The 26,297-nt window shown below is 44.0% G+C and carries 35 protein-coding genes; 11 read left to right on the plus strand and 24 right to left on the minus strand.

The window, feature by feature from the left end; genetic code table 11:
* Positions 1-253: 253 nt before the first annotated feature.
* Entirely contained in the window at positions 254-736 is a 483-nt protein-coding gene (locus EOD41_RS17005; protein ID WP_127707134.1) for a DoxX family protein, read from the plus strand.
* A 100-nt stretch (positions 737-836) separates the two neighbouring features.
* Here the strand turns inward: EOD41_RS17005 and EOD41_RS17010 are convergent, their stop codons facing one another.
* Together EOD41_RS17010 and EOD41_RS17015 are read right to left on the minus strand one after the other, a co-directional pair.
* Entirely contained in the window at positions 837-1,127 is a 291-nt protein-coding gene (locus tag EOD41_RS17010; RefSeq protein WP_127707136.1) for a zf-HC2 domain-containing protein, read from the minus strand.
* A 4-nt stretch (positions 1,128-1,131) separates the two neighbouring features.
* A complete protein-coding gene (locus tag EOD41_RS17015) occupies positions 1,132-1,728 on the minus strand; it encodes a sigma-70 family RNA polymerase sigma factor (RefSeq protein WP_127707138.1) in 597 nt (198 codons plus the stop codon).
* A gap of 261 nt (positions 1,729-1,989) precedes the next feature.
* Between EOD41_RS17015 and EOD41_RS17020 the strand changes: the two genes are divergently transcribed.
* On the plus strand, positions 1,990-2,283 hold the full coding sequence (locus EOD41_RS17020) for a putative quinol monooxygenase (RefSeq protein ID WP_127707140.1): 294 nt from the start codon (positions 1,990-1,992) through the stop codon (positions 2,281-2,283).
* A 171-nt stretch (positions 2,284-2,454) separates the two neighbouring features.
* Here the strand turns inward: EOD41_RS17020 and EOD41_RS17025 are convergent, their stop codons facing one another.
* The 3 genes from EOD41_RS17025 to EOD41_RS17035 form a co-directional block, all read right to left on the minus strand.
* A complete protein-coding gene (locus EOD41_RS17025) occupies positions 2,455-2,982 on the minus strand; it encodes a carboxymuconolactone decarboxylase family protein (RefSeq protein WP_127707142.1) in 528 nt (175 codons plus the stop codon).
* Positions 2,983-3,047: 65 nt separating this feature from the next.
* On the minus strand, positions 3,048-4,355 hold the full coding sequence (locus EOD41_RS17030) for a spondin domain-containing protein (RefSeq protein WP_205780583.1): 1,308 nt from the start codon (positions 4,353-4,355) through the stop codon (positions 3,048-3,050).
* A gap of 123 nt (positions 4,356-4,478) precedes the next feature.
* On the minus strand, positions 4,479-4,997 hold the full coding sequence (locus EOD41_RS17035) for a cupin domain-containing protein (protein ID WP_127707144.1): 519 nt from the start codon (positions 4,995-4,997) through the stop codon (positions 4,479-4,481).
* Positions 4,998-5,174: 177 nt separating this feature from the next.
* On the opposite strand from EOD41_RS17035, the gene EOD41_RS17040 reads away from it, so the two are divergent.
* The gene (locus tag EOD41_RS17040; RefSeq protein ID WP_127707146.1) at positions 5,175-5,771 is read left to right on the plus strand and encodes a sigma-70 family RNA polymerase sigma factor; all 597 of its coding nucleotides are present in this window, start codon (positions 5,175-5,177) and stop codon (positions 5,769-5,771) included.
* 99 nt (positions 5,772-5,870) lie between these two features.
* Positions 5,871-6,173: a chromate transporter gene (locus tag EOD41_RS17045; protein WP_205780584.1), complete on the plus strand. Its 303-nt coding sequence runs from the start codon at positions 5,871-5,873 to the stop codon at positions 6,171-6,173.
* Positions 6,174-6,284: 111 nt separating this feature from the next.
* On the opposite strand, the gene EOD41_RS17050 is transcribed toward EOD41_RS17045, so the two are convergent.
* The 8 genes from EOD41_RS17050 to EOD41_RS20780 all read right to left on the minus strand — a co-directional run bounded on the left by EOD41_RS17050 (position 6,285) and on the right by EOD41_RS20780 (position 12,319).
* On the minus strand, positions 6,285-6,650 hold the full coding sequence (locus tag EOD41_RS17050) for a helix-turn-helix domain-containing protein (protein WP_127707148.1): 366 nt from the start codon (positions 6,648-6,650) through the stop codon (positions 6,285-6,287).
* A 74-nt stretch (positions 6,651-6,724) separates the two neighbouring features.
* Positions 6,725-7,018 carry a type II toxin-antitoxin system HigB family toxin gene (locus EOD41_RS17055; RefSeq protein ID WP_127707150.1) on the minus strand — a complete coding sequence of 98 codons (294 nt, stop codon included), beginning with the start codon at positions 7,016-7,018 and terminating at the stop codon, positions 6,725-6,727.
* A 216-nt stretch (positions 7,019-7,234) separates the two neighbouring features.
* Complete coding sequence (mobC, locus tag EOD41_RS17060) at positions 7,235-9,172, minus strand: conjugal transfer protein MobC (protein WP_127707152.1); 1,938 nt, start codon at positions 9,170-9,172, stop codon at positions 7,235-7,237.
* 10 nt (positions 9,173-9,182) lie between these two features.
* Positions 9,183-10,397, minus strand: a complete 1,215-nt coding sequence (locus EOD41_RS17065) for a relaxase/mobilization nuclease domain-containing protein (protein ID WP_127707154.1) — start codon at positions 10,395-10,397, stop codon at positions 9,183-9,185.
* Positions 10,364-10,771, minus strand: a complete 408-nt coding sequence (locus tag EOD41_RS17070; RefSeq protein ID WP_127707156.1) for a plasmid mobilization protein — start codon at positions 10,769-10,771, stop codon at positions 10,364-10,366. The genes EOD41_RS17065 and EOD41_RS17070 overlap by 34 nt, the downstream gene beginning before the upstream one ends.
* Positions 10,772-10,931: 160 nt before the next feature.
* The gene (locus tag EOD41_RS17075) at positions 10,932-11,237 is read right to left on the minus strand and encodes a hypothetical protein (protein WP_127707158.1); all 306 of its coding nucleotides are present in this window, start codon (positions 11,235-11,237) and stop codon (positions 10,932-10,934) included.
* Between the two features lie 112 nt (positions 11,238-11,349).
* Positions 11,350-12,102: a ParA family protein gene (locus tag EOD41_RS17080; RefSeq protein WP_240663474.1), complete on the minus strand. Its 753-nt coding sequence runs from the start codon at positions 12,100-12,102 to the stop codon at positions 11,350-11,352.
* Positions 12,077-12,319 carry a hypothetical protein gene (locus EOD41_RS20780; RefSeq protein WP_164849969.1) on the minus strand — a complete coding sequence of 81 codons (243 nt, stop codon included), beginning with the start codon at positions 12,317-12,319 and terminating at the stop codon, positions 12,077-12,079. The genes EOD41_RS17080 and EOD41_RS20780 overlap by 26 nt, the downstream gene beginning before the upstream one ends.
* Before the next feature lie 298 nt (positions 12,320-12,617).
* On the opposite strand from EOD41_RS20780, the gene EOD41_RS17085 reads away from it, so the two are divergent.
* Together EOD41_RS17085 and EOD41_RS17090 are read left to right on the plus strand one after the other, a co-directional pair.
* Entirely contained in the window at positions 12,618-13,079 is a 462-nt protein-coding gene (locus tag EOD41_RS17085) for a sensor histidine kinase (protein WP_164849970.1), read from the plus strand.
* A gap of 252 nt (positions 13,080-13,331) precedes the next feature.
* Positions 13,332-13,730, plus strand: coding sequence for a response regulator (locus EOD41_RS17090; RefSeq protein ID WP_127707162.1), 399 nt, complete (start codon positions 13,332-13,334; stop codon positions 13,728-13,730).
* Here the strand turns inward: EOD41_RS17090 and EOD41_RS17095 are convergent.
* Positions 13,727-14,869, minus strand: coding sequence for a sensor histidine kinase (locus tag EOD41_RS17095; protein WP_127707164.1), 1,143 nt, complete (start codon positions 14,867-14,869; stop codon positions 13,727-13,729). The genes EOD41_RS17090 and EOD41_RS17095 overlap by 4 nt on opposite strands.
* Before the next feature lie 294 nt (positions 14,870-15,163).
* Here EOD41_RS17095 and EOD41_RS17100 point away from each other — a divergent pair, with 294 nt between their 5' ends.
* Positions 15,164-15,892, plus strand: a complete 729-nt coding sequence (locus EOD41_RS17100; protein ID WP_127707166.1) for a PAS domain S-box protein — start codon at positions 15,164-15,166, stop codon at positions 15,890-15,892.
* Positions 15,893-15,941: 49 nt separating this feature from the next.
* Positions 15,942-16,319 (plus strand): sensor histidine kinase, encoded by a 378-nt coding sequence (locus EOD41_RS17105; RefSeq protein ID WP_164849971.1) that lies wholly within the window; start codon positions 15,942-15,944, stop codon positions 16,317-16,319.
* Positions 16,320-16,815: 496 nt separating this feature from the next.
* On the opposite strand, the gene EOD41_RS17110 is transcribed toward EOD41_RS17105, so the two are convergent.
* Entirely contained in the window at positions 16,816-17,217 is a 402-nt protein-coding gene (locus EOD41_RS17110; protein WP_127707170.1) for an OsmC family protein, read from the minus strand.
* 191 nt (positions 17,218-17,408) lie between these two features.
* Between EOD41_RS17110 and lipA the strand changes: the two genes are divergently transcribed.
* From lipA to EOD41_RS17125, 3 genes are read left to right on the plus strand one after another with little or no spacing between them, the layout of a single operon-like run.
* A complete protein-coding gene (gene lipA / locus EOD41_RS17115) occupies positions 17,409-18,287 on the plus strand; it encodes a lipoyl synthase (RefSeq protein WP_127707172.1) in 879 nt (292 codons plus the stop codon).
* A gap of 25 nt (positions 18,288-18,312) precedes the next feature.
* Complete coding sequence (locus EOD41_RS17120) at positions 18,313-18,864, plus strand: RNA polymerase sigma factor (RefSeq protein ID WP_127707174.1); 552 nt, start codon at positions 18,313-18,315, stop codon at positions 18,862-18,864.
* Between the two features lie 2 nt (positions 18,865-18,866).
* Positions 18,867-19,676: an anti-sigma factor gene (locus EOD41_RS17125; RefSeq protein WP_127707176.1), complete on the plus strand. Its 810-nt coding sequence runs from the start codon at positions 18,867-18,869 to the stop codon at positions 19,674-19,676.
* Here the strand turns inward: EOD41_RS17125 and EOD41_RS17130 are convergent.
* The 9 genes from EOD41_RS17130 to EOD41_RS17170 all read right to left on the minus strand — a co-directional run bounded on the left by EOD41_RS17130 (position 19,673) and on the right by EOD41_RS17170 (position 26,202).
* The gene (locus tag EOD41_RS17130) at positions 19,673-20,173 is read right to left on the minus strand and encodes a hypothetical protein (RefSeq protein ID WP_127707178.1); all 501 of its coding nucleotides are present in this window, start codon (positions 20,171-20,173) and stop codon (positions 19,673-19,675) included. The two genes, EOD41_RS17125 and EOD41_RS17130, sit on opposite strands and share 4 nt — an antisense overlap.
* A gap of 9 nt (positions 20,174-20,182) precedes the next feature.
* Entirely contained in the window at positions 20,183-20,857 is a 675-nt protein-coding gene (locus EOD41_RS17135) for a hypothetical protein (RefSeq protein ID WP_164849972.1), read from the minus strand.
* Positions 20,858-20,895: 38 nt separating this feature from the next.
* On the minus strand, positions 20,896-21,138 hold the full coding sequence (locus tag EOD41_RS17140) for a hypothetical protein (protein ID WP_127707182.1): 243 nt from the start codon (positions 21,136-21,138) through the stop codon (positions 20,896-20,898).
* Between the two features lie 19 nt (positions 21,139-21,157).
* Positions 21,158-22,075, minus strand: a complete 918-nt coding sequence (locus tag EOD41_RS17145; RefSeq protein ID WP_127707184.1) for a TIGR01777 family oxidoreductase — start codon at positions 22,073-22,075, stop codon at positions 21,158-21,160.
* A gap of 7 nt (positions 22,076-22,082) precedes the next feature.
* Positions 22,083-22,895 (minus strand): thiol-disulfide oxidoreductase DCC family protein, encoded by an 813-nt coding sequence (locus tag EOD41_RS17150; RefSeq protein WP_127707186.1) that lies wholly within the window; start codon positions 22,893-22,895, stop codon positions 22,083-22,085.
* 10 nt (positions 22,896-22,905) lie between these two features.
* Entirely contained in the window at positions 22,906-23,268 is a 363-nt protein-coding gene (locus tag EOD41_RS17155) for a hypothetical protein (RefSeq protein ID WP_127707188.1), read from the minus strand.
* Positions 23,269-23,345: 77 nt separating this feature from the next.
* Positions 23,346-23,852 (minus strand): GbsR/MarR family transcriptional regulator, encoded by a 507-nt coding sequence (locus tag EOD41_RS17160; protein ID WP_127707190.1) that lies wholly within the window; start codon positions 23,850-23,852, stop codon positions 23,346-23,348.
* Between the two features lie 196 nt (positions 23,853-24,048).
* Complete coding sequence (locus tag EOD41_RS17165; protein ID WP_127707192.1) at positions 24,049-25,554, minus strand: NAD(P)H-hydrate dehydratase; 1,506 nt, start codon at positions 25,552-25,554, stop codon at positions 24,049-24,051.
* Between the two features lie 63 nt (positions 25,555-25,617).
* A complete protein-coding gene (locus EOD41_RS17170) occupies positions 25,618-26,202 on the minus strand; it encodes an RNA polymerase sigma factor (RefSeq protein WP_127707194.1) in 585 nt (194 codons plus the stop codon).
* Positions 26,203-26,297: the final 95 nt, after the last annotated feature.

The following is a 26,297-nucleotide window of genomic DNA, read 5'->3' on the forward strand; positions in this document are numbered from 1 at the left end:
CGGTACCGCCTGCTGCATTGGTTGGATCGTTCTGTTTTGCTTTTTACAAAAGCGCTGGCGCTGTCCGTGCCGTCAACTACGGGCAGTTGGTCAGTTATCCGCTTGATCCTGTTCCTATATACCTCAAAAATCTCATGCTGTTGATTTGATATTGATCGCTTCCCTGACCAGGCTTTCGGGTTATCAAGCGTAATGGCAAATTGCCATTCGTTTATCGTTTTTCAATATCAATATCATAACAAAATCATCAGACATGTTTAATCATTTGTTTTCTATTTCCAATAAGAATTATCAATTATACAGCCCTTTTATATTAAGGTTGATCATCGGCGCGGGTTTTATCGTTCACGGGTGGGCTAAACTTAGTAAAGGAACGCCGGCTGGCTTTGAAAAATTGCTTACCCAGTTACAAGTGCCTTTTCCGCATGTGACGGCCTGGGTAGCGTCGCTGACCGAAGTGTTTGGCGGTCTGGGCATATTGGCCGGCTTATCAGTTGGTGTTGTAGCTATACCATTGATCTTTACCATGCTCGTGGCCTTGTTTACCGTGAACATCAATTACGGGTTTAGCTCTATTAAGACCATCGGATTAACACCGCAAGGGCCTTTATTCGGGCCACCAGGGTATGAGATCAATCTTTTATATATTGCTGGATTGATATCGCTTATCCTGACCGGGGCCGGTATTTTTTCGGTCGATGCCTTGCTTGCTAAAAGAAGGGGCCTGTCGAAGTAAGTACTTTTAAATACACCCCATCATCACAAAAGCCGGATCTCCGGCTTTTGTGATGATATATGATCTGGCTGCTTAAATAAGACTTTCTATTGCAAAAGCATCAGGTGTGCCTGATCTTGTCTTCTATTGTCTTTTTTAAACGGTCTTTATAATCATCGTCAAGTTTCAGTTCTTTGACTTGATCAGATGCAAACAGATTTTTCACCATGGCATTGATCAGCACGCTTTGCGTTTCGTATACCCGGCAAATGTAACACCCTGCAAGATGGATCTTCAATTCCAGCTTCTCCCTATTCGTTAGCTCCTCGTCTTGTTTCTTTTCGATCAGATAGGTAGCTTTTCTGCAGTTGTAAGCAATTTTTTCCAGATCGGTTTTTAGTTCCTTTTTCATCTTCTTATATCCAGTTTTTTTGCAGGCAGGACCTTAGATTTACTTTCGCCCGGTGTATGATCACCCAAAAATTAGAAGAGGATATCCTCAATTCTTTGCAGATCGTGTCAGTAACTTCCTCGTCCACATGTTTCATCGTAAAAACTGACATCCACAACGCAGGTAACTTTTGCAAGCACTGCTGTAGGACCTGTTTAAACTCGTTATTGTTCAGTGGATCTTGGTCTTCGATGCCAAATGGCGCCGGCCAGTGTTCTTTTTTCCAGTTATTCAGGTCAGGATCAAAAAAATCGTCCTCATTAGCGCTTTGCTGAATCCTATTTGTGGTGCGCGCTTTTTTTCGGTACAGGTCTATAAGTTTATATTTAATGATAGCCGTCAACCAGGTCCGTTCTGTACTATCTCCTTTAAAGGTGCTTACTTTCTCCAAAGCTGCTAAAAAAGTCTCCTGTACAAGGTCGCGGGCAACCTCCTCGTCATTTATTCGCCTGTAGGCGTACTTAAATAGATGATCCGCGTGCAATTCCACCCATAGCTGTGGCTTTAATGTATGTGCATTTATATGATCCTCTTCTATACTATTGATAAATTCAGTGTCCATTCTTCCAGGTTAAATTTACATATTTCCCCTTAGTCGTAGTATCATTCAACTCCTTACAAATTAGTTGCTGTTTATTAAATTAGTCGAACCAATGAAAAGTTCCTTACAAGATTTTTAGCTTCTTTTGCCGCTAAAAAATACTTCGTTCCAGATCAATTATTTGTAAGGTTAGCGACCTGACGCCGACTAATGCAGCATGGCCTTATCGAATTTTTTGGCAACTATCGGTTGGGTCATCCTGCTTACACTTAATTAAATCATATGGAAAAATTTGCTCTATTGGCCCGTTTAGAGGCCAAACCCGGAAAAGAACAGGAAGTAGCCGAGTTCATCAAAAGTGCGCTGCCACTGGCGCTGGAAGAAACACAGACCATCAGTTGGTATGCGTTACAAATTGATCGCTCTACTTTTGGTATTTTCGATACTTTTGAAACAGAAGATGGTCGTAATGCGCATTTGGGAGGACAAATTGCGGCTGCATTGATGGCGAAAGCTCCCGAACTGCTGGCCACTGAACCGGTGATCGAACAGGTCGATCTACTGGCCGTTAAATAAGAATAACGACGGACTGCGGCAAAAAATGCTGTAGTCCGTCGTTCAATCATCACCTATGAGTTGTTCAGCACAACACGAGATCGTTAAAGTAAACCTGTGAAAGATCACTGTAACGGCCTGTGCGCTCTGTTCAAACCTCTCTTAAAAGCCCACATCTACGAGTATAAGTTATCAATCAACTTCAGGGAAGTCTATGGGTAACCGGGTGATCTTATGGAGATAGTTGCTGATGATCTTGTCGCCGATGACCATCAGGATATCGATCAGGTTTTGCTCGGTATAGTTTGCGTCAAATAAGGCTTCTTTTGTTTCAGCGGATGGTTCGCCATGAGTTACCGTAGTGTCTTTTACGAACATCGCTAATGCAGCTAATTTATGATCGAAATTAATGGCAGCCAGACGTATTTGCATAACTTCCTCATCGGTGTAGCCAAACATTTTAGCGATCGTCGTGTGTGCTGCTAAACAATATTTGCAGTTGTTCACCTGGCTGACAACGAGATTGATCACCTCTCGCTCCTTAGCGGTCAGGGTGCTTTTGCGGTTTTGAAGCGCCAGATAGTCCGCCAATGCCGTTTCATTTTTTGCAAAATAGGCGTACAGATTAGGCATCATGCCCAAGTTCTTTTCCAGCGTATCAAATAGTTGTTGATTAGCTGGAGAAACTTCCTTCCTGGTTGGAACAATGAATTCTTTCATAATGGTAGTTCATTTTAATACCAGCCCTGCTTTTCAGGGCCGGTGTAGTATTGTTATGTTGGGAACTATTTAAGGGTGACTTTAATGATACCTGTAATAGCTGGCAAGGTTGTAAAGGCATTTGGATTGGGAACAACTACTATCGGCTGATTTTCTTTTAGTGGGGTTCCCGCCAGGTTGAACTGTGTAACGCCGGCGCCAGGAAACTGATTGATCGCTGTGCCATTATCGTACAACTGGACAGATGTCGAAATATCACCTTTTTGCGTTGCGTCAACGCCATTGCCTGTGGAGGCAAAGAACCAGTCGTTTGAAAACCCATACATGGTCGCGATTGCTAAACGGTCGCCTTTGCTAACATTGATCTCCTGTGAGACAATGCCACCCTTTTGACCGCCTATCTGCGGCAGCAACACTTTCGTTGTTGGCGCAGGCAATACATAAACCGCTTTTATACCTGGTTTGCCTTTTAGATAGGCGGCAAGGGTATCTGCATTGCCTTGCTGTGCCAAGGCTTTCAGTCCCTGACCGCGATCTGGTTCACCTGTCTTATAGATCGGATTGTCGATGCCATTGTAAACCACTACTAACACCGGTGATAGTGGTGTGAATATGCCGGTTATAGACTTAGCGTATGCACTTAAAGCTGAATTGTCGCCGGCCTCGGCTACATTAGTTAAACCATTAGCCGTTGGCTCACCATTGGTGAAGAGCGGGTTAGGTGCCAGTAAATTGCCTCCAACAATATAGGATACGGCCCAAACGCCAGGGCTTAAAGGCGTTTCATTAGCCGTTCCTCCTGAAATATTCTCCAAGGTAAGTGTGAAGGTAGAGTTACCGTTATATTTTAAAGTGGCCTTTACCAGCTTTGATGCAGCAAGATAGCTGTTGCCCTGAGCATCAGTGCCTGTTACTTCGCTGATGTTTTTGCTTTCGGCAGTTCCGGGGTGATTTACTGTAGCACCCGGCTTCTGATTTAAGCGCGTGCCGTTATCCCATAATTTCACCTGCGCCGATACATCGCCTTCTATCGGTTTACCGCTATCATCATAAACCTGAATGCCTGGATTAGCTGGCGCGAAAAAAAGATCATTGGACGCACCATACATGGTGGCAAACGATAAAGCTTCTCCTTTGGCTGCTGAAAAGGTGATTGCTGTGGATTGGCCGGGCAGGATCAACGCAGGGGAACCGGAGCCCTGAAAGGTGCCCGATTCAACCAGGGGCTGAGCGTTTAGTACGTTTTCTACAGTAATGGTTGTGGATTGAATGGCCCCTCCGTTTGAATCATTCTTATCTTTTTTGCATGCCGTAAATCCGGCTGATAACAGAAGTGCAATACTTCCGATAGTCAATCTGTTCGTGAAAATCATAAGTTAAATTTTACCGTTTGGTCGTCGCGGTTTGCTTTATCTTACATTATTTTCCGGAAAGTTTTGGAAGTGACCTTAGGATGACAATGATCGCTCAACGGCTCGGATTTAGATAAAGTAGACTCAGGACAATTGATATTGTACAACGGCAGTAACTTGCGGAGAAAGGAGCCGGACGTCATGCGGGATATGTAAAGGGATAGGCAGGTGATCACCCGGCCCTAATTCAAAAACATTGTCGCCGACAGTGCAGGCGCAACGACCTTCCAATATGAAAAAGCTTTCTGCGTATTCTTCATGCACTTCCTCCGGTACATCTACTTTGGTGATAACAAGCGCTTGAACAATATTTTTGTTACGTTGGAACTCATGCATGAAGATCGTTTCAACGGGTATTTTCGGAATGAACGGGGCCAGTACCTTTAGCCAGCTCAAATGATTAGCATACTTGTCCGCAGCGGGAAGATCACTCAAGGATAATACATCAGTTTCAAAGCCGAGACGCCCCATCAGGTTGTTTTTTAGCTTATCCGGCGGCTTGATAGCTTTTAAAGCGAGCAATTCAGGTAAAACGCGCTCAGCTGCTTCGCGCTCTAACTGATCTTCGTCATCAAAAAAACCAAAGCTGCCTGTGATCTCCATAATGCAAATATAAATTTTACGCTATTTAAGAACCTTGTTCGCTATTAACTCACGAGACAATGCTACCGTATAATTACTTTAGTCGGAACAACTGACTGAACCTTACAAATTTTTTTTTAATTTTCCTGTAAGGTTTTAATTCCCTCTTCGACTAACTACTGTGCCTAACAGGGATCTATGGAACTTGAAGACCTAAATAACGATAGACAATTATTTAAAAGTCAGCCACATTTATGGGTTGAGCAGTATGCCGATTACCTATATAGCTATGCGTTTACCAGATTGAACAATGATGAATTGTCTCGTGATCTGGTAAAGGAAACCTTCCTGGCGGCGCTGGAAAAAGTCGGCACCTTTAATGGTGACAGTACCGAGCGGACCTGGTTGATAGCAATTATGAGACATAAGATCATTGATGTTTACCGGAAAAGAACGTCAAACGGCATATCACGTTTTGAAAGTTTAGAGGCGGAAACGCAACAAAAGATCTTTTTTGACCCAGACAATGGTCATTGGAACCCACCGTATTACCCCCAGCTTCTGGGTGTTGAAGACCATGATCCGCTTAATAACAAAGAACTGGCCGGTGTCCTGGAACGTTGCCTCAAAAAGCTGCCTCCGCAATGGTTTTCCGTGTTCACGTTAAAACACGTTGACGATCAAAAGACGGAAATGATATGTAAAGCTCTGAAAATTTCAGCCGGCAACTTTTGGGTGATCATGCACCGGGCCAAATTAAATTTGCGGGAGTGTCTTCAAAGGCACTGGCTTTAGCGAACGCCCGGTTCTTCACTTTGTCGTCATCGATCTGCCTAAGCCATTTACTGATCCAATCGTTAGCTACTGACGTAATAATGAAAACGAATAATATTAATGAGCCATCAGCAACCTGAACAATCGCCCACATATAAGGAAGCACTTAAATTCTGGTTCAAACTGGGATGGATAAGTTTCGGCGGTACAGCAGGCCATATTGCCCTTATGCACGACTTCATTGTTGAAAAAAAGAAATGGATCAGCGACGGGCTATTTTTCCATGCATTAAGTATTTGTATGCTACTTCCCGGACCAGAGGCTCAACAGCTGGCTATTTATATTGGTAAGCAGCTGCATGGTAAAAAGGGTGGATTAACCGCTGGTCTCTTGTTCGTTCTACCTCCACGTTTATTTTATTAGCACTAAGTATTATAGATGTACTATGGGAAGACCTGCCATGGCTATATGCTATATTCAATAGTTTAAAGCCAACAGATATCCCAATAATAATCCTGGCATTATTGCAGGCAATTAAGCATGCTCTAACAAAAAGTTAGCATCGATGTTTAGTTTGGCGTGAACGGCTTTTAAAAAGGACACGTCTGGCTTTTGCTTGCCATTCATGATCAGTGAAAGTTTAGCGTCACTCACATTGAGTTTTTGGGCCAAATCTCGTTGCCTTAGCTTCATTTCAAACATGCGCATCTCAATCATACCTACGATCGTAGTAGGTGCTTCAATGACATATTTTGCCTGCTCAAAATTCTGCGCAGCTTGCGCCAGTGAACGTATCTCTGCAAGCTCATCTTTCGAAACTTTTTCGCTTCCCTTGGCCATCAGGCCGTCGATCTTTGCCATTACATCTCTGTAATCGGCTTCGTTTTTTATCCCTTTCATCAGTCCCGTTTATCAAAAGATTCTTTGAATATTCTGCCGCCTTTTTCCACAGGCGGTTTATGGTGCCCGTTCTCTCAGATCGTCGAGCAATCGATCCGGTCATATTCCTTGTGTGTTCCGACAAATCGAATATAAACCGTTCTGATATCAAAAAAGATCATCGCGACAATGCGGTAATGATTACCTCTGATATCAAACACAAAGCGGTCGTTGCCTACAGCGTCTACCGTGTTGAACATGGACTTCACTTCATGGAAGTTAGCCCAATCAGCCTGGCTGACCAGCCGGTACCAGTTGTTCAAAGCATCCTTTGCATCCGCATGGATAATGAAAAATTCCCTTAAAATACCATAGCTGAGGACAACCATAACCATGCTTGTTTTGCAAATCTAAAAAAAATTTAGAAATTCTAAAAATTAGTATTGTTTTGAACAGTAGGTAGTCGTTTTGACTCCGAACTCAATTACTAGAGAATGGCAGCACAAATAATTGGAGGTCCCGTTACCTGCGTAACTACCTTACGGGAGAGCCATTGTAAATATCTTTCCATACGCTTATTTAAAAACAGATCCGGGCCTATGTAGTTATATAATTCTTTGACTCTTGATGATCCGTGCAATATCCTGCTTGATGTCGAGATAATTTGCCATCACCATATCGTTCGTCAGCTCGCGCAGCACCGGCAGTTCTTCATAGCCGGCTTCTTCCGCTTTGATCTTGTCATGATCATTGGTAATATGATTATGAAAGGCTTTCAGCCCGATCTGCTGATCCGGGTTGTCTGCCACTACGCCTACGAATTCGCCGGAAGAAAGCGTAGCGACCTTTGAGGCCGGAACCGCGAAATCCAGTTGGGTCGAACGGCTAACAGAAGTATCCTGGCTATTCACCGTGACGCTCCTTTTCTCCTGGTTGATCTTCCCGATCCGTTCACTCAATTGTTTGGCGGTATCACCGGTCACCTGCCCGGATATGACATTTCCGACGATATTCATAATCACCTCTGCCTGGTCACGGCCATAATCTTTTTTCAACTGGCTGTAGTCCTGTACGGCCAAGGTCGTCGCCACTTTATTTGACCGGGCGGTCGCGATCAAACTATCAATGTTATTGAAATAAATGGTCGGGAATTCGTCAAAGACCAGATTGCATTTCAGCTTATTTTTCTGGTTGACCAATTTGATGGCCCGGGCAATATATAAACTGAGCACGGCGCCATAGACCTGTTGCTTCAGCGGATTGTTGCCGACGCAGATGACCTTAGGAGCGCCAGGGTCATTGAGGTCCAAGGTAAAGTCATTCCCGGACATTACATAATACAGGGCAGGTGAAGCCAGCCTCGCCATGCTGATCTTCGCACTGGCAATTTGACCTTCCAGTTGGTCGGTCGCCTCATTCCGCCAGGCAGAAACAAAAGGATTGATCAGCACTTCTACCTCCGGTTCGGTCTGCAGCAAAGCAAAAAGATCGTCATAATCTACCTGCGCCAGTTCGATCACATGCGGCAAAGTGCAATACCGGCCATCCTGATATTTCCGCAGGAACCAGATCAGGGCAGTCACGAAGTTGATCGGCGACTGCACAAAGAAATCGCTTTGTTTCCTGATCCAATCGCGGTTCAAACCCAGCATAAAGGTCAGCGATGATTCCATGGCGTCGGTAATGTCGGTCATTCCGGCCGGGTCCAGCGGGTTGCAGCGGTGCGTCCGGGAAAGGTCCTCAAAATTGATGGTGTAAAATCTGGCTGGGATGTCATAATTTTCCTGGTGCCACCGAAGCGTATTATAAGCAATCCGGCTCAGGTCATCATATTTAAAATCATAGAGCAGCATGGCGAAGCCCTTCCTGATATGCTGGGTGATGATGTGGCGAATGACAAAGTAGGACTTACCGGCGCCCGGGCTACCCATCACCAGCGTTCCGCGGAAAGGGTTAATAATATTGATCCAGCTTTTCCGGGTCTTTCCCTTAAGCGCATACGATGCCGGCAGATTGATCGAGAACGGGTTATCCAGCAGCCTTTCTTCCTGTGGAAAGGTCTCGTTATCCCGGTTAAAGATATCCGTTTGCAGGTCGATGCGAAGCAGCCGGAATAGTTTGGAACCCGCAAAAAGGATCATCAGATAGCCAATGCCTGACCCGGTCATATACACAATGGTTTCTGTAGTTTCCGCCAAGTTTGAATTAAGCAACCAGCCGCTGCCAAAAAAGATTGCCATACCTAAGCCCGCATAGATCAGCACCTGGTGTTTCTTCACGGTCTCATCTTTCTTACCGCGGCTGCCAAGCAGGGATACGAGCAGTAATCCCAGGCTGGTAAACTTGGCGTAAGCTATTGAGGTGAATACCGGTAAGAGGGCGATATGAGCCAGAACCTTATGGCTAACCGGCCAGGTCAAATGCCATTCCGCAAAACTCCCATAACAGCACAAATAGATATGGATGACCAATACGCAAATACTCAGGAAGCGCGTAAAGTCAATGATCTTTCTTAAAGCTTGTTCATTTTCTCCGGTCTGCATGATCGTGTGTTTATAGATTCAACCTTCTTTTCTTCTTCCTTTTTGGCCGCAAGGCAGCCAATGTTGCCGGGTCATCTGCGGTCGGAGCTAACAAGGTGTTCAACAAGGTCTCCTTACCTGCATAGGGGACGACTGTTTGTTGCGGCCGTTGCTTTTCCCAGACCTGTGATCTTTGGATCTTGCCCTCAGGCGTATCTGCTAATTTTGAAGCAATGGCAGCGGCTGCGTAGCCTTTCCCGAGGTCGCTTCCATTAAAGACCGTTCGCAGTTCGTTGTCGACCAGGGTCAAACCATAGATCAGCCCGTTATCCGTCCTGCGGATGACCGCAGATATATTTTCCCCTTTCAGGTATTCTTGAAACTCCCGGATGGTCCTGGCACCTACCAGTGCCCGGTCAACCTTGAGCCGCACCTTTTCTTTCAGCGAACGCCGCAAAGTGCTGTTTAAAGTAAAGCGCTGTTCAAGCAGCTTCAGGGTCGGCTTGCCTTTGAGGGCACTCGCCTTGATCGGCACGCCTATTTTTGTACCTTTTGGACCGATGACCCAGTAACGCAATCCATTCTGCTTACGCATGGTCGATGATTGACTGCCCCGGTCAGCCAGCACATTGAATTGTTGCAACACGGCATTGAATTCCGGTAAGCTGGTAAAGCGATAACGATTCGTAACCAAACGGACGACCTGCTCCATAGCTCTTTTAGTATGGACTGCGCCATAGATGACCGGCTCGATCCGGAGTTCCTCATCTGGTTTGGCATCTTCCGCCCGTTGAAGACCAAAGTCGATCTCGATCTCTTTGCGGGTTGATTCGGATTTAGTGCGTCCCAGGTCATGCAGGGAGATGCGTTTACCATCCCGGTCTATATTTGTACTCAGGATATGAATGTGAGGATGACCAGCATCAAGGTGCTGGTAGACCAAATAAGGTTGTGCCCCAAAACCGATTCCTTCCATGTACACCCCTGCGATCGTTGCCAGTTGTTCGGCTGATAAGATCTCCTTCAAACCGAAATTCAGTGAGATGTGCACGGTGTTCGTCGTCACACGCTGATTCCGTCCGGCCAGATCCTGCAGACGAAAAAGCTTATCGCTGATCGTCAGCTGCGGGACCTCTTTAGCATAGCCGACAGCCTCCAACAGCAACGCTTTGCCATCCGCCACTTTTTGTTCATTGTAGAACAACGCGCCTTTCAGGCTTTTCCCGCTTTTAATTTTTGCGACCATAATTCTGCATAATCGGCTGTTCTTTGCTTAATCTCACGGATGGCCGGCTCCAGTTTGGCATTGATGATGCCCAACAGACTCATATACATCCGGGTATCTGCATTACCATGGGCAGCGTTGATATTCCGTACCGCCTGGTTCAGGTTATTGCCGATCGCACTGAGCTCGCGTCTTAACACCAGCAACTCCTCCAACATATCGTCCATCGCCTTGTCCCGGATTAATACAGTAACCGGCTTACCCAGGATCATGGCACGGCCGTACTCGCTTAAATTCTGAAAGGTGGTCTTTTTGAAGAGTTTGGACAACGCTTCCTCTTCACTGGGTTTCAGCCGGATCTTCAGCCATTTCGATCTATTCTCTTGCTCGCTCATAACCTGTCTTTAAAAACCGACTCCGGAGGTTTTGGAGCCAGACCAGCCCGACTTCGGAGGCAGCGGGCAAGATCCGTTTGTGGTACAAACGTACATCTTGCTAACTGCAAAAAGACAGCAGTTGATGACCTTGGGATCTCCGGCAGAACCTTGTCAGCTATTATTCCTTATTTACTTTTATCCGTTTATCCAGGTATTCCTGCAATGCCTGAATATTTATGTCCTTGAGAGAAATGTCGTTTTCCGCAGCATAAGCCTTCAGCCGTTTTTTCAGCGATTTAGGGATCCAGTTGTTGAACCGCGACGAGGGCTCCGTTTCTACGGGGGTGGCCTTAACGGGGTGCACTTCCTGTATAGGCGTGGCCGGGGGTGCTCCCTTTAACTTGTCCGCCAATGTGCTGAGCTTGCTTTTGTAATCTGACATGATAAAATCCATGAACAATTGCACCTTGCTGCATCTACTCATTTGCGATGTTCACCAGCTATTCATTTCTGCAAATCCACATTTGGAGATTTTTGGAATTGAATAAATGAATAAATGCAGTTTTGAACAATTACAGTTTTGTTAAATTGTATTCTTATTCACTGATCATGTCTATGATCTCGCCTGCCAATGCGGTGATTTCTTCAATGGCTTTCTGATCCGTTCCTTTTAGCACCCCAGCGGTCATGGAGGACCTTGCGATGCTCACCCGGTCAAATACCCTGGTGCGCAATAATGGCGTACCAAGCGTTTGCAGCAGGCTAGTCACTTCAGCAGTCAGGCCGGAGCGCGGTTTAACCATATTCAAGACTATGCCTGCTTTTAGCCGGTTGTTCTTAGCCTGGGAAAAACGGATGAGGGCAAGCGTAGAGCGAATGGCCATTATATCAAAAAACCCGGCCTTGGTAGGTACCAGCACGTAGTCGGACTGATGGAACAGGTCGTTTAATTTGTTGGATAAGTAAGGAGGCGTATCTACGACGATAAGGTCGTAATCCAATGCGGGAAGCCCGATGATCCTGTCAGGAGTAAGGATATCCAGGTCCTTAAATTCGTCTCTGAGGTGATAAATACTGCCCTGCAGATCAGTGTCGATCAGTGCGACGCGTAGCTGACTTTTGAAACAGAGTGAGAGGTTAAGCGCAAGGGTGCTTTTGCCAACGCCACCCTTCTGGTGGGCTAATGTGATGATCTTTGCCATAACGTTATTTTTTTCTGCAAATGCACAATTGTTCAAATGCAGTTGTGAATAAATGTTCAGCAAAGTTGACGGAAAGTGCCTGAGATAGGCTCCGAGTTCATCCGACTCGGACAGAAAGTTTTTAAGTGATTTCTCTTCGGTATCCAAAAAGCAGATAGCGCATAAGATAGCTATCACCTATCTTTCGGTCAGTTGCTAAGCAGACCGTTAAAAAGCAGTCCTTGCCTCCATAAATGATGCCTGACATCTGCAGCTTTATATTGAAATGTAATGTACCGGTGATCAGTGCACCTTTCAGACGCAGATGTCGTTGCTTCTCATGCTCCAGCGTCTTTAATGCTTCATGCAGCCTTTGATTCAACATCGGGCCTGCTTATCGTCAAACATATATTGGACCGATTTAGCGTTCAATTTATTTTTAAACGGTGGCTTGCCAAATTCGAACCGCTATCCATCAGCGTGGTTTATAAATTGCCTACCCGTATAGCAGGCAAGTCCAAAGTTCGTTATTTTTTTTTAAGTTCGCTAATTGACAATGTACCGGTAAATAATCCGCAGCCATTTTATTTAAAAATAAGCACAAGTGGCAGGATCCGGCAATTTCAGAAAAATTAAAGAAGTTAGCCGGCAATGCAGAACGCCATACCAAGAAACTTCATCATTTGGTCGGCGATCTTTTAAATACCACCAAGATAGAAAAAGGCCAGCTTGCTCTCAACAAAATTATTTTTGCGCTTAGTGATATTACAAATAGCTGTTGCAGTCATATACAGGTCGGTGGCAAATATCATATTAAGCACACCGGTGACCACTCGCTTAAGGTAACGGCAGATCAAAACAAGATCGACCAGGTAATCGTGAACTTCGTGAACAATGCCGTGAAATATGCGCCTGAATCAACCGAGATTATTATTCATGTTGAACGTGCGGGAAAATTTACGCGCGTTTGCGTTATTGATAAGGGCCATGGCATTCCGGCGGATAGCTTGAATAAACTATTTGACCGCTACTACCGGGTTGACGGACAAAATAGGCAGATCTCCGGTTTGGGCTTAGGTTTATATATATATCGGCAGAGATCGTACGGCGGCACGGCGGCGAGATTGGCGTTGACAGTGAGTTAGGCTTAGGGTCTACCTTTTGGTTTACACTGCCGGACGTTGAAGCGTTCAGCTAAAGTTATAGGCGGGCGGCGTTACCTTTTACAAAGGCGACCAATTCTTTTGTGATTCACAAGGAATAATAAATTTCTATACGTATAAGTACCTTAGTTCATAAGTAGTCAGTTGAAAGCGTCATATTTATACGGTACTGCGGTTAAATATTTCAGATATATTTGAGTATCGTCATAAAGTAAATAAAGTTAAACCAAGGACATGGTAAATAGTCCATTTTTAATGATGAAAGTATTAGTTGTGGACGATCACCAAGTTGTGCGGGAAGGGCTTTGTCAGCTTTTATCGGCTCAACCAGACATGGAAGTTGTGGCAAATGCTGCTGACGGACGTGCTGCATTAGATCTTTTGAATGATGGACTGCAGCTAAATTTACTGTTAACGGATATGAATATGCCAGGTATGGATGGACTGGAACTGACCAGGCGATCAACCAAATTACGCAGAGGCCTTCGGGTCATCGTTCTCACCCTTCATCCGCTGCTTGCCGTGAAGCCCCGTGTATTAGCCGCAGGTGCAAAAGATTGCGTATCAAAAGATGGCTCAATTGATGAACTTCTGACTGCGATTCGTGCGGTTCATGCAGTCCCCAATCATTAATCAACCCTTTTGGGGATTGTAATAGTTATTGTCGTTCCCTGACCTTCTGCCGAAGTGATATTCAGCTTTCCGCTCAGGAATTCGGTTTTGGTACGTATCGTATGCAAGCCGATGCCGTTATTCTCCAGCCTTGCTTGATTAAACCCTTTGCCGTTATCTTTCACGGTAATATTGACCAGTTTCTCGCCTGCCAAGATGTGAATGCTGGCTAAGGTTGCATCCGCATGTTTTACGATATTCATTAATAATTCTTGTATCATCCGGTAAATGGCCACTTCCAAGAATTCGGGCAATCGTGGTTTCAAGCCCAGCAAGCGGTATTCAAATTTCACAGTGCCTGTGAGTTGCCGGCAAATGTCTACAACGGCTTCTTTAAGCCCATCTTCAGCCAGCATGGCTGGCATCAGGTCATGCGATATACCTCTGCATTCCACTATGCAGTCGGTAATCAGTTGTTCAGTGTACTTTATTGCTTCTCTATTGTTATCGGTATTTACTTCGACTCGGTTTAAACTCAGTTTCACCCCGTAAAGCAATTGGCCTAAGCCATTGTGTAACCTTTCGGCCACCCGGCGTCGCTCTTCCTCTTGTGTATTTAGTACCGTTTCAGCAATCTGCTGGCGTTGTTCCTGTTCACGCACCAGAACTTGTATCCGCTCCAGTTCCTTTCGTTCCGAGATATCCTCTAAAATGGTATATCCTAACCTGTTCCCATTATCCTCGATAATGATCGTCGTTACATGAAGCCAGATGGCAGAACCGTCCTTCTTGATCAGGCAGCTATCGAAATTAAATGAGGTAAGCTCGGTCGTCCAAAGCTCTTTTTGCAATGCCTTCCATTGCCTGGCATGATCAGGATGTGCAAAGTCGGTGATACGTTTGCCGATCAGTTCTTCCTGATTGTAACCAATAATCCTGGTTAGTGACTTATTAACTTTTATTATTTTTAATTGGTCGTCGATGATCTTTTTACCAACTGAAGACTCTTCGAATATAGTTCTGAAGCGGTGCTGGCTTTTTTCGTATTCTAAGTGAAACTGATCTTTTTCCGCCTGGTAAATAGCGGTTTGTTCTATTTGAAGTTTTAAACGTTCAAGCTCTTCCTTTAAAACTTTATTTTCCTCTGTGAGGTTTGTCATGGGTAACGAATCGTAACGGTACAAGATACGGTTTTTTCTTATCGGCGCCTTTTAACTTAACAGGACAGGGAAAATGCCGGGCGGAGCTATCAGGGCATGAATTAAGAAGTGCCAAAATAAAGAAAATTGGAAACATTTCGTTATAGGATAATTACCTTCCCTTATAATTTAAATTTCAAATAAACTATTTCAGCTATTCTGCATTTTAATTTATCCGCAAACATTAAACATTATCGAGTTAAGTCAACACTGAACATGTGCCATGTGTTGGTCTTATGCTGATGAACAGAACACATGGAAGATAAGCAAGACCTGCAAAGACAAAACGAGGAGTTGACTGCCGAAAATGAGCGATTATTAGAGCAGGCCCGTCAGCTTGCTGAAGTAACCCGCGCTTACCAGGAAAGTCAGAGCCGTTTTCGGGCGGTTTTTGAAGCTTCAAGCTTAGGCAATAAAATCATCGGAGCTGACCTTAAGATATTGCAGGTAAATGCTGCGCTAATTAAATTACTGGGCTATTCCAATAAAGAGGAGATCATCGGCACTGAAATTTTAAATTACTCACCCTCTGAACGGCACAAGGAATGGCGTTATTTACAGCAACAGTTATGGCAGCATCTTGCGCCATCGTTCAGTCTGGAAACCGTTTTGATCAGAAAGGACGGCTCGCTGATCTGGTGTCAGGTGACTTCCATACTTTTTCAGGATAACGGCGAAACGCTGGGATACACCATCATTGAAGATATCACCGAGCAGCACAAGTTACGTCAGCAGAAAGAAGAGTTCATCAGCGTTGCGAGTCATGAATTAAAAACGCCTTTCACCTCGCTTAAAGCTGCCTTGCAAATCATTAACCGGTTATTAGAGAAGGATGATATCGCTATTGAGCAGTTGCGCAAACTGGCAAAAGGTGCTGAAAAAAAGCGCGGTAAAATTAACCTACCTTATTGCCGATCTGTTAAACACCACCAAAATAGAACAAGGGCAGCTGTCACTCAACCGCACTACATTTCCGGTCAGTGAATTACTGAACAGCTGTTGCAGCCACATAGAAGCCGAGGGAACCTATCGGTTGAAGTTGGAAGGCGATCTCTCTGCCTTTCTTTATGCCGATCAGCAGAAGATAGAACAGGTACTGGTTAACCTTGTGAACAATGCTGTCAAATATGCGCCAAAAAGTTTGTTTATCACTTTTCGGGTGGAGCAATTGCCTTCGGCTGTAAAAATTACCGTGAGTGATGAGGGGCCGGGCATCGCGTTGGAGCATCTTAGTCATTTGTTCGACCGCTATTTTCGTGCAGACCAGCAAAAGAGCCAAACTTCCGGTTTGGGGCTTGGCCTGTATATATCTTCGGAGATCATCCGTCGACATGGCGGCCGGATGGGTGTGGATACCTCGCCGGGAGAAGGCGCATCATTTTGGTTTACCTTGCCAAACCCAGATAGATAAAAGACGATATACTGGCTTAACGCGAAAAGTTTTACCGGCTACCTTACTTTGACCATGCTATGAGTGCAATGTCGCAAACGTTTTCGTGCTATTCTGATATCGCATTCTTTAAAAAAGCAGATTTGCAACCTCCCCCGCATCTCGTTTACCACTGCCATTAAGGCAGCGGGTGGCTTTACTAACATTACTTCACCTTTGGATTTCAGGCGCTCTTTCAAATTAAAGCGTGAGATTATGTTGGCAGGGACTTGGTCATTTATTCAAATTGGACGAACATCAGAAAATTGCTATCTTTACCTAAAATTTACGGCCTCTAAAAGGCATAAAAACTGGTGAGTCATCCGGTGAGTCAATTTTGACCGCCTTCATAAGGTATTGAAAAACAATGATATAGGAGCTTGGGTTCTGAACCCTCTCTCTCCGCAACTAAAACATAAAAGCGGATCAGTTAAACTAATCCGCTTTTGGTTTTAAAGTATAGAATGGCTACCTGTACCTACCATCCAAAATCAACTGTTTTGATTACATTTTCATTCAGGCTGAGGTGAACCGGACAGGTAAGCGCGGCATGTTCCAGTATCTTTTGCTCTTTTTCAGTATATTCTTTAGGGAAAGTAAACTTTACCACCACCTCGGCTACACGGCGCGGATTGGCAGCCATTATTTTGGTGATATCGCATTGGGTGTTATTAATATCAATGCCATGTGTGCGTGCGGCTATGCCCATAATGGTCATCATGCAGCTGCCTAATGATGCCGCGAGCAAATCGGTTGGTGAAAAGGCCTCGCCCCGGCCCTGGTTGTCAACAGGTGCATCGGTAATAATTTTTGTACCCGATTGTAAGTGTGTAGCCTCGGTACGCAGGTCGCCTAAGTAAGTTGTTGAGATAGTTGCCATGGGGAATGTATTTAAAGGCGAAGTTAATATTTATGAGATTATCTTATCTATAATTTGCATGTTGCCATATACCCCTTGTAGCGATGGGTTTAAAACCCATCGCTATTTTGAATAGTCACATTTATCAATCAACTGTAATATAATTATCCGCCCTTTAGGGCGTTACTTGGTTTTTACTTACTTTTGTTTTTATGATAGAACTGCCCGTAGTACCGGCCACGCAAGTGCAACGCAAACCTGATTGGTTAAGGGTAAGGCTCCCGGTTGGAAAAGAGTATGCGCATGTGCGCAGTTTAGTTGATACACATAAGCTGCACACCATTTGCGAAAGCGGCAATTGCCCAAATATGGGCGAATGCTGGGGTGCCGGTACGGCTACTTTTATGATATTGGGCAATATCTGTACCCGCTCATGCTCGTTTTGCGCGGTTGCAACCGGCAGGCCGCTGGCCGTTGATATGGACGAGCCAAACCGCGTTGCAACTTCGGTTAAGCTAATGCAGGTTAAACACTGCGTAATAACCTCTGTCGACCGTGACGATTTGAAAGACGGTGGGTCTATCATTTGGGCTGAAACTATAAACGCTATCCGTCGCGAAAGCCCTGACACTACTTTAGAAACCTTATTGCCTGATTTTAAAGGCAACTGGGATAACCTGGCACGTGTGCTGGCTGTTCGCCCCGAGGTTGTTTCACATAACCTTGAAACCGTACGCCGCCTAACCCGCGAAGTACGTATTCAGGCTAAATATGATCGCAGTCTTGATTGCCTAAGGCACATTTCAGCGGCAGGCCTTCGTACCAAATCAGGTATTATGCTTGGCCTTGGCGAAACTGAGGCTGATGTACTGGAAGCGATGGCTGATCTGTACGATGCCGGTGTGCACATCCTTACTTTAGGGCAATATTTGCAGCCGACACGTAACCACCACCCGGTTATCGATTGGATACATCCTGATCAATTTAACTTCTACAAACAAAAAGGCCTTGAAATGGGTTTCAGGTACGTAGAAAGCGGACCACTTGTCCGTTCGTCATATCATGCTGAAAAACATTTGTTTGATTTGTAATTATTCTTCAATATCTTAACCGGCGTTGAGCAGAAACCATAAAATATCATTGCCGGAAGAAGAATTAGTACGCGCGTTACACCATCGTGAACGAACCGGTGCCGAGGCGTTGTACAATATGTATTCATCATCGTTGTACGGTGTTATCTTTCGTATTATAGGAGAAGAAACAGCCGCTGAAGACGTTTTACAGGAAACTTTTGTAAAAATATGGCATTCATTTTCAGGTTACAGCGCCGAAAAAGGCCGCTTATTTACCTGGATGGTAAACATCGCGCGAAACCTGGCCATTGATAAGGTTCGTTCAAAGGATTTTAAAAATCAAACCAAAAACCAAGAGCTTGAAAATAACGTAACTTTTATCGACGAGCAAAAGAATACGGTTTACAAACCCGAACTATTAGGCTTAAAAGATTTGGTTGACACTTTAAAGCCCGAGCAAAAGCTAATCCTTAACCTCATCTACTTTAAAGGCTACACCCATGTGGAAGCAGCTGAAGAACTTGGCCTGCCATTGGGTACCGTTAAAACCAGATTAAGGATGGCGATACAGGAGTTACGGAAACATTTTAATTGAAATTGGAAGATATAAAGGCATATATTGAATCGGGGATACTGGAGCTTTACGTACTGGGCGACTTAAGTCCGGAAGAAAGGCTGCAGGTGGAGGGGATGGCTTTAAAACACCTGGAAGTGAAAGCTGAACTGGGTGCTATTGAAGCCTCGCTTGAGGTATATGCCCGTGCACATGCCGTTGATCCGTCTGAAAAAATGCAGGACAGGGTATTGAACAGTTTGCTTATAAACTTCGGTAACGACGAAAGTTTTCCAGGCAGAACTGTTAACAGGGTTATTGAAATGCCTGCACGAACCCCAAGCAACTTTTATAAATACGCTTTTGCCGCATGCCTTGTACTATTGCTGGTTAGTATAGCGGCTTTGATAAATGTTTACAACAAATGGAAGCAGTCAGACAGCCAGGTAGTAGCCTTGCAACTGGAGAAACAGCAATTCAGCAAGCGTGTTAACCTGATGGATGAGCAGCTTGATGTTTTTCGTGACAGTACTTTCAGGTTTGTAAAGCTTAAGGGCACACCTAAAACGCCTGCATCAGCAATGACAGTTGCCTGGAGCCCGGTGAAAAAGAAGGTAATGATTGACATGGCCGGTATGAAACTTCCTGCTAACGACGAAAGCCACCAATACCAGCTTTGGGCCATTGTTAAAGGCAAACCTGTCGACCTGGGTGTTTTTGACGCTAAGGCTGATACTGCCATGAAGGAAATGAAACCAGTAGAACAACCGCAAGCCTTTGCCGTAACACTTGAACCACGTGGCGGCAGCGCTAACCCTACTATGGACGAAATGGTAGTAATCAGCAATATTTAAATAGCCAGTTTATTCTGAAACAAGTATTCTGCTTTGCGGGCAGCTTTATAGCTAATGTAAAGGGGGATAATACCTATTGCTCCGAATGAACAGTCGATAAGCTGCCAGAAAAAAGGTATGCCGCGAATATTTCCCGCTATAAAGGCTAACGGAAATATGGCCAGACAAGCGATCATGCCAAATTGCAGCACCCATATATTTTTTACCGGTTCGCGGTACGGACCAATAAAAAGTACAGCCAGCATAACATGCGCAAAAGCAAGCCAGTCGGTACCGTAACTTAAAAAAGGGTAATGCATATTGACGTACCATATAGCATCATACACCGTTTTCAGCCAGCTTTGCATAGCCAATGGTAAGCCGCCGGTATGAGTGGTCAGCCATTTCAACTCACTTTCCAAAGGTAAAGCTGTGATGCCGCTTATGGCTAATCCGGCAATAATGATGAGGATGCCGATGCGGGCACGCTTGATCAATTGATAATAAGTAATTTGCATGATTACAGTTTATTTGGCTTCGGCACGTTGCTTAATAATTTGTAGAATGTTGTTCTGAATATCTTTCATTATCCAATCAGCCCACAGCGAAGCATAAAAATTAAAGGTTGTGGTAAGTTTAAAATGGCTGTACAAATGCAAACGGTAAGTATTACTATTTAACTTTTCCAGTTCGTAAGTCCCATCAATAACGTCAAAGTAATTACCACCAATTACCACATGTTCATCCATTGCTGTTGAAGGAATTTCGTGTGGATTAGCTTTTATAGTAAAACGCATTTTCCTTTCTTCCTGATAATAAGTTACCTGTTCATGAAAGACCAAACCTTTATCAAATATCGCTTTGCGGTAACCGCCAACTCCGTTATAATTTAATTCGGCACTAATGGGGCGAGGAAAGCCAAGGCTATTAGTGAGCCAACCTTTATCTTCATTGTTTTTAATAGCCCTAACCCGCGTTACGTTTTGCCATATATTTGCCTTATCAGCTTTAATATCAATATAAGTGTATGCTTTATAGATAGACGGATGCTCACCTATGTATCTTTCAACAGGTGATATTAATAATGGAAACAGCATTAATATTGAAACATATGTACGTTCATTACTATCTTTTTTCAATTTAAAATACCCTGCTGTTAATCCGCCAAGACTTGCCGTTATTAAAAAAACAGGCAATATCATTAACCAACATGCCCAACCTTCAATAGACAATAAAAGGGTTAACAAAAAAAAGCCAATACCGGTATCCAGGGTGTAATAATACGATAGCCCAATTTCTTTACCCGGTCAATACCAGACAAGTAGATAACCAATGCCCCCATTCCGAACGGCACAAGAAACAAGAAGCTAACAGACATGATGACAAAGACATAAGACCATGCATTAATGCCGAACAACAAATAGAATGCTAATAAAACCAATAAGGCTATTCCACTGATTGTAATTACTCTGTTTAATTTCATACGTGATAAGGTTAGGTAATTACTTAATACTTTTCTCAATCGCTTCTTTTACATATGGCACTTTAAATTGATAGCCTGCTTCTTGCAACCGTGCCGGCAAAACCCAGCGGCTTTTTAGTATAAGTTCAGTTTCGGTTTGCAACAGGCGGGTACCTATTTCAAGCATCCATTTGGTGGCTGGCAAACCGAAGGGCACACCTACTGCTTTACGTACTACGCGCATTAATTCATGATTTTGTATTGGGTATGGAGAGGCTATATTAAAAGCCCCATCTAACTCCGGATGATCTAAAAGGAAATCGACAGTGCTTGTCAGGTCGTCTTCATGCACCCAACTGAAATACTGCTTGCCATCACCCTGAATACCACCCAAACCATATTTTGCCAAGTTTAGGTAATAGCTTGCCACGCCGCCGTAACTGCCAAGTACAACACTGATCCGCAAAATCACCTTGCGAATGCCCGGTACTACAACATCATTAAAGGCTTTTTCCCATTGTTTGCACACTTCAATAGAAAAGCCTTCGCCTATCTCTCCGGTGTACTCGTCCTGCGGACGGTCTTCAGCATGGCGGTATATGGTGGCTGATGCGGCGTTCAGCCAAACCTTAGGCTTGTTCTTAGTTTGCTTAAGCGCTTCGCCCAGTATCCATGTGGCTTTTAATCTTGATGAAAATATTTCGGCCTTGTTTTCTTCGGTATAACGGCAGTTAACGCTTTTGCCGGTAAGGTTGATAAGTACGTCACTGCTTTCCAGGTGCTGCGCCCACTCGCCAATAGTACTGCCGTTCCAATGTACCATTTTAATGTTACCTTCTGTGGGTTTAGGGTTACGTGTAAAAATGATCAACTCGTTGGCTTGGGCACTAAAATGCTTCGCCAGCACACTACCTAAATAACCGCTTCCTCCAGCAAGTATTATTTTATTGTATTTCATGATATGCTTAGTTTAAAATTAACAGCAATATACCTAAACGATATGCCATCCATGTTATGGTAAGTAACCAACCCAAGCCTAATAACTTGCTGCGACGGATGTGCTCAAGAAACATCAACCCGGCAACGCCTAAAAAATAAAGTGTGTACACCAATGCTGGCAATTCAACAAATTGTGCCAGCAACAAACAGGGCAGCAGTAAAAGCGCACCCGCGAAAGAAATGGTCATCATATTACCGAGGTAATCCCACTTTTTACAATTAGCATACAAGCTTACAATTATGCCCTGGAACAGTATCTGTCCGCCGCAAATAGCATATTCACGCCAAACGTTACCAACAGGCACCATACCTGTCAACAAATGCGCGTATTGTGTGAGTATAAAACCCACCATCAGCCAGGTGAACAACAGATAAGCTACACGGTATTTTAGCTTAAAACCGGGCTGCACCTCAAAATTATCAGCAGCGTTGCCGGGCACAATTACCCTGCGGTTGTATGAAATAAAAGCATAAGCTTTCTGCGCTATCCATATAAAAGGTTTCCACTCAAACAATGCTTTAAACAGCGGGAAGCTATTGGCAACCACTTTAAACAAGCTAACTACACCATATTCCACCTCCCCTGTTTGAGTGTTTATTAGCGCAATTTCGTTCACCGCGCGCTGCCTGTCAACTAACGGACAGGCGGGCAGCATTTCCTGATAAGGTTTGCGCCCGTTATTATCAAGCATGCCGCTGCCTACAAACGCTTTGGTGTACAGGCTGCACATAGGACATTCGGCATCGTATAGTATGATATGGTTACTTAGCGTTTTCATAATACATTATTTAAGCATTGGCTCTATTTTGTTGAGCCTTACTGCGTAGTTTAAAAAATATAGTAAGGTTGAGAAAATGCATACCGCCCAGTATAAGAATTATCCAGCCGAGTTTATAGCTTAGAACCTCAATCACTACACGTGCATCACTGATGCTGCCACTTTCTTTCAGCGCCAAACTCATATAGCCTACATTAATTAGATAAAAGCCCACAACCAGTAGTTTATTTACAGAGTCGGCTAAGTTGGTATTGCCGTGAAAAATGTCTACCAGAAATATCCGGCCGTTTTTAAATAGAACCTTTGCTACCCAGACAGTTAATGCAATGCTAATTAGTAGATAGGTACCGTAAGTTAAAATAAAGTAATTCATGATTTTTAAGATTAAGTTTAGTTTGTAAATTTTGAATTTTCAATAAAAAATGAAAGTATAGTTTAAAAAAATATATCTTATTTGAATATTTTAAAAATCGAACCCCAAAACCAGTTTTCCTCAGCCTTCATCATGGTTTCAAGTGTTTTATTGACGTTTCCCGCCAGCTTGTTAATGCCTGATACCGACGATTTGAAGGCCTTATATTCCGGATTCTTCTCATCACCTTTAATTTGCGATAGCTCACTCAGTGCTTTCAGTACCGGGTCGAGTTCACGCTTTTTACGTTCCTGTGCCACCTGGCGTGCAATTGTCCAGGCATCCTTTTCTGCAAAGAAGTATTCCTTACGCTCGCCGGGTTTGTGTTGTTTTTCAACAAGGCCCCAGCTTATCAGGTCGCGCAGGGTCATGTTGGCGTTGCCTCGGGAGATACTCAGCTGCTCCATCACTTCCTCAGTAGTTAAAGCTTCAGGCGAAATCAACAATAGGGCATGTACTTGGGCCATGGTGCGGTTTATACCCCACTCGGAACCTAATTTGCCCCAGGTTTCGATAAATTTCGATTTCGCTTCCGCCAATTCCATATACAAATGTAGCAAAGTTTTTAAACTTTCAAATATTATTGAAAGTTTTTTAGGCTATTTATAAAAATATTTCGATTTAGGTGTAACGTTTTAAAAGTCTACCCGTCTTATAGATAATTAGTATGAGTATTTAGTTCTTTATAAGGTCAGTTAATAGTTAGAAAAAAGCGGTTGCGGATACTCACAGCCGCTTTTTTTATACGGTAAGTTTTGACATAGTTAAAGGTAGTTGCTGTGCAAGTTTACCCGGCAACACCACGTTCATGCGGTTAGGCAACGCCAGTTCGTCGCCGGCTTTGCCATGTATATAGACACCGATTAAACAAGCATCTTCAGAGGAATAGCCTTGCGCCAGCAGTGATGCCAGTATCCCGGTTAGTACATCTCCCATTCCACCGGTTGCCATAGCGGCATTACTGGTCGAGTTAAAATACAGCTTGCCTTGCGGTGTAGCCGTTATGGTATAATCGTTTTTTAGTATGATATATATATATCTTTCTTCTGCTTGTTTACGCGCAGTTTGCAGCCTGTCCCACCAGCTTGTATGCTCGCCAAACAAACGATCAAACTCTTTCATGTGCGGCGTTAAAATACTTCCCTGCGGAATATTACCAAACAGCACACTATTGATTGCTATCAGATTAAGCCCATCAGCGTCAATAACTATCGGCCTTTTGTAATTGGTAAGCACTTCAGAAAGTAGTTCAAGTGCATTTTCACCAGTACCCAGCCCCGGACCAATGGCTATGCTGTTGTATTTATCCCATTTTATGTCGGGCAAACTGTTACCATCACGTATTACGGCCATTAATTCAGGCAGGTAACTATTAAGCGCTGTCAGCCCGCTGGCAGGTATGCAGGCACTGGTAAGTCCTGCTCCTGCGTATGCCGATCCTGCCGAGCTAAGCAATGCCGCCCCCATGGTTTTTTCCTCACCGGCTATAATTAGCGCGTGGCCATAAGTGCCTTTATTGGTGAACCGTTTTCGCGGTTTTAACAGCTTGCGTATATCTTTCTCTTCGATGTACTGATATGGTGAATCAAGTGAGCGGGTAAACTCTTCATCCAAACCGATGTTCACTACTTCGCAGCAATTGATGTAATGGCTGGCTTCAGGCAATAAAAAATTAATCTTCGGTTGTTGAAAGGTTATTACCAAATCGGCTTTTAAAACAACAGCATCCTGCTCAATCGCGCCTTCAGCAAAAAAACCCGTGGGGACGTCAATAGCTACAACGGTTGCATCAACGCTATTTAAATATTCAACAAAATGTTTGTATTCACCATCCAGGGGCTTGTTAAGGCCGCTGCCTAAAAGGGCATCGATGATTATCGGGCAGTTTTCTGCTGTCACTTCAGCTGCCGAATTTACTTCTTTAAAAGGCACATCGGTATGCTGCAGACGGGTTAGGTTTTCAGTAAAATCAGCCGAAGCTTTATCGCTGAAACGCGTAATGGTAACATAAATATTTTTATACTGATGCTGGTGCAGCATACGGGCAATAGCAAGTCCGTCGCCACCGTTGTTACCGGTGCCGCAGTAAACAGCTATCGCTTTTTGCTTGTCAGGAAAGTGGTTTAAAAACCAGCCTACAAACGCCCTTGCGGCCCGTTCCATCAAATCAATAGAAGCAACGGGCTCGTGGCTAATGGTATATTCGTCGGCTTTACGTATATCGGCAGAAGTAAGCAATGGCAGCATAACATCATAAAGTTATGATTATTGCTTTTTGTTTCCTTCTACAAAATTGGTTAACGGAAAAAATTAGTTTTTAAGGCTCAGCTCCTTGGTTTGCATCATTTTACGCAGGTTATTAAGGGCGTAACGCATACGGCCCAACGCGGTGTTGATGCTTACATCGGTAACATCGGCAATTTCCTTAAAGCTCATATCACCAAAGTGGCGCATAATAAGCACCTCTTTTTGCTCTGAAGGCAATAACTGGATAAGGCTTTTCAGGTCTTTATGCGTTTGTTCGCGCACCATACGGTCTTCGGTACTCTCATCATAATTACCCAAAACCTCGAAAATATCAAAGTCGTCGCCGTTACTAACCATAGGCGCGCGTTTTTCACGGCGAAAATGGTCGATCACCAGGTTGTGCGCAATACGGGTTACCCAAGGTAAAAACTTACCCTCCTCGTTATATTTTCCGGCTTTTAAGGTGTTTATTACTTTTATAAAGGCATCCTGAAAGATATCCTCGGCCAGATATTCGTCTTTAACAAGCAAATAAATAGAAGTATATATTTTTGACTGATACCTGCGGATAAGTTCAACAAGCCCGCCTTCGTCGCCTGATATATATAGATGGATTAGATCCTGATCACTTTGCAATTTTAAATCCATAGAAATCTCTCTACTTAAATATAGTTTTAAATAAATGTTAAGTAAAGTTTTTCCTATAGCGTGCTTTCTTTTAGGGGTTAAAGAATTTCTTATCT

Source organism: Mucilaginibacter limnophilus, from assembly GCF_004005815.1.
GTDB classification, from domain to species: Bacteria; Bacteroidota; Bacteroidia; order Sphingobacteriales; family Sphingobacteriaceae; genus Mucilaginibacter; species Mucilaginibacter limnophilus.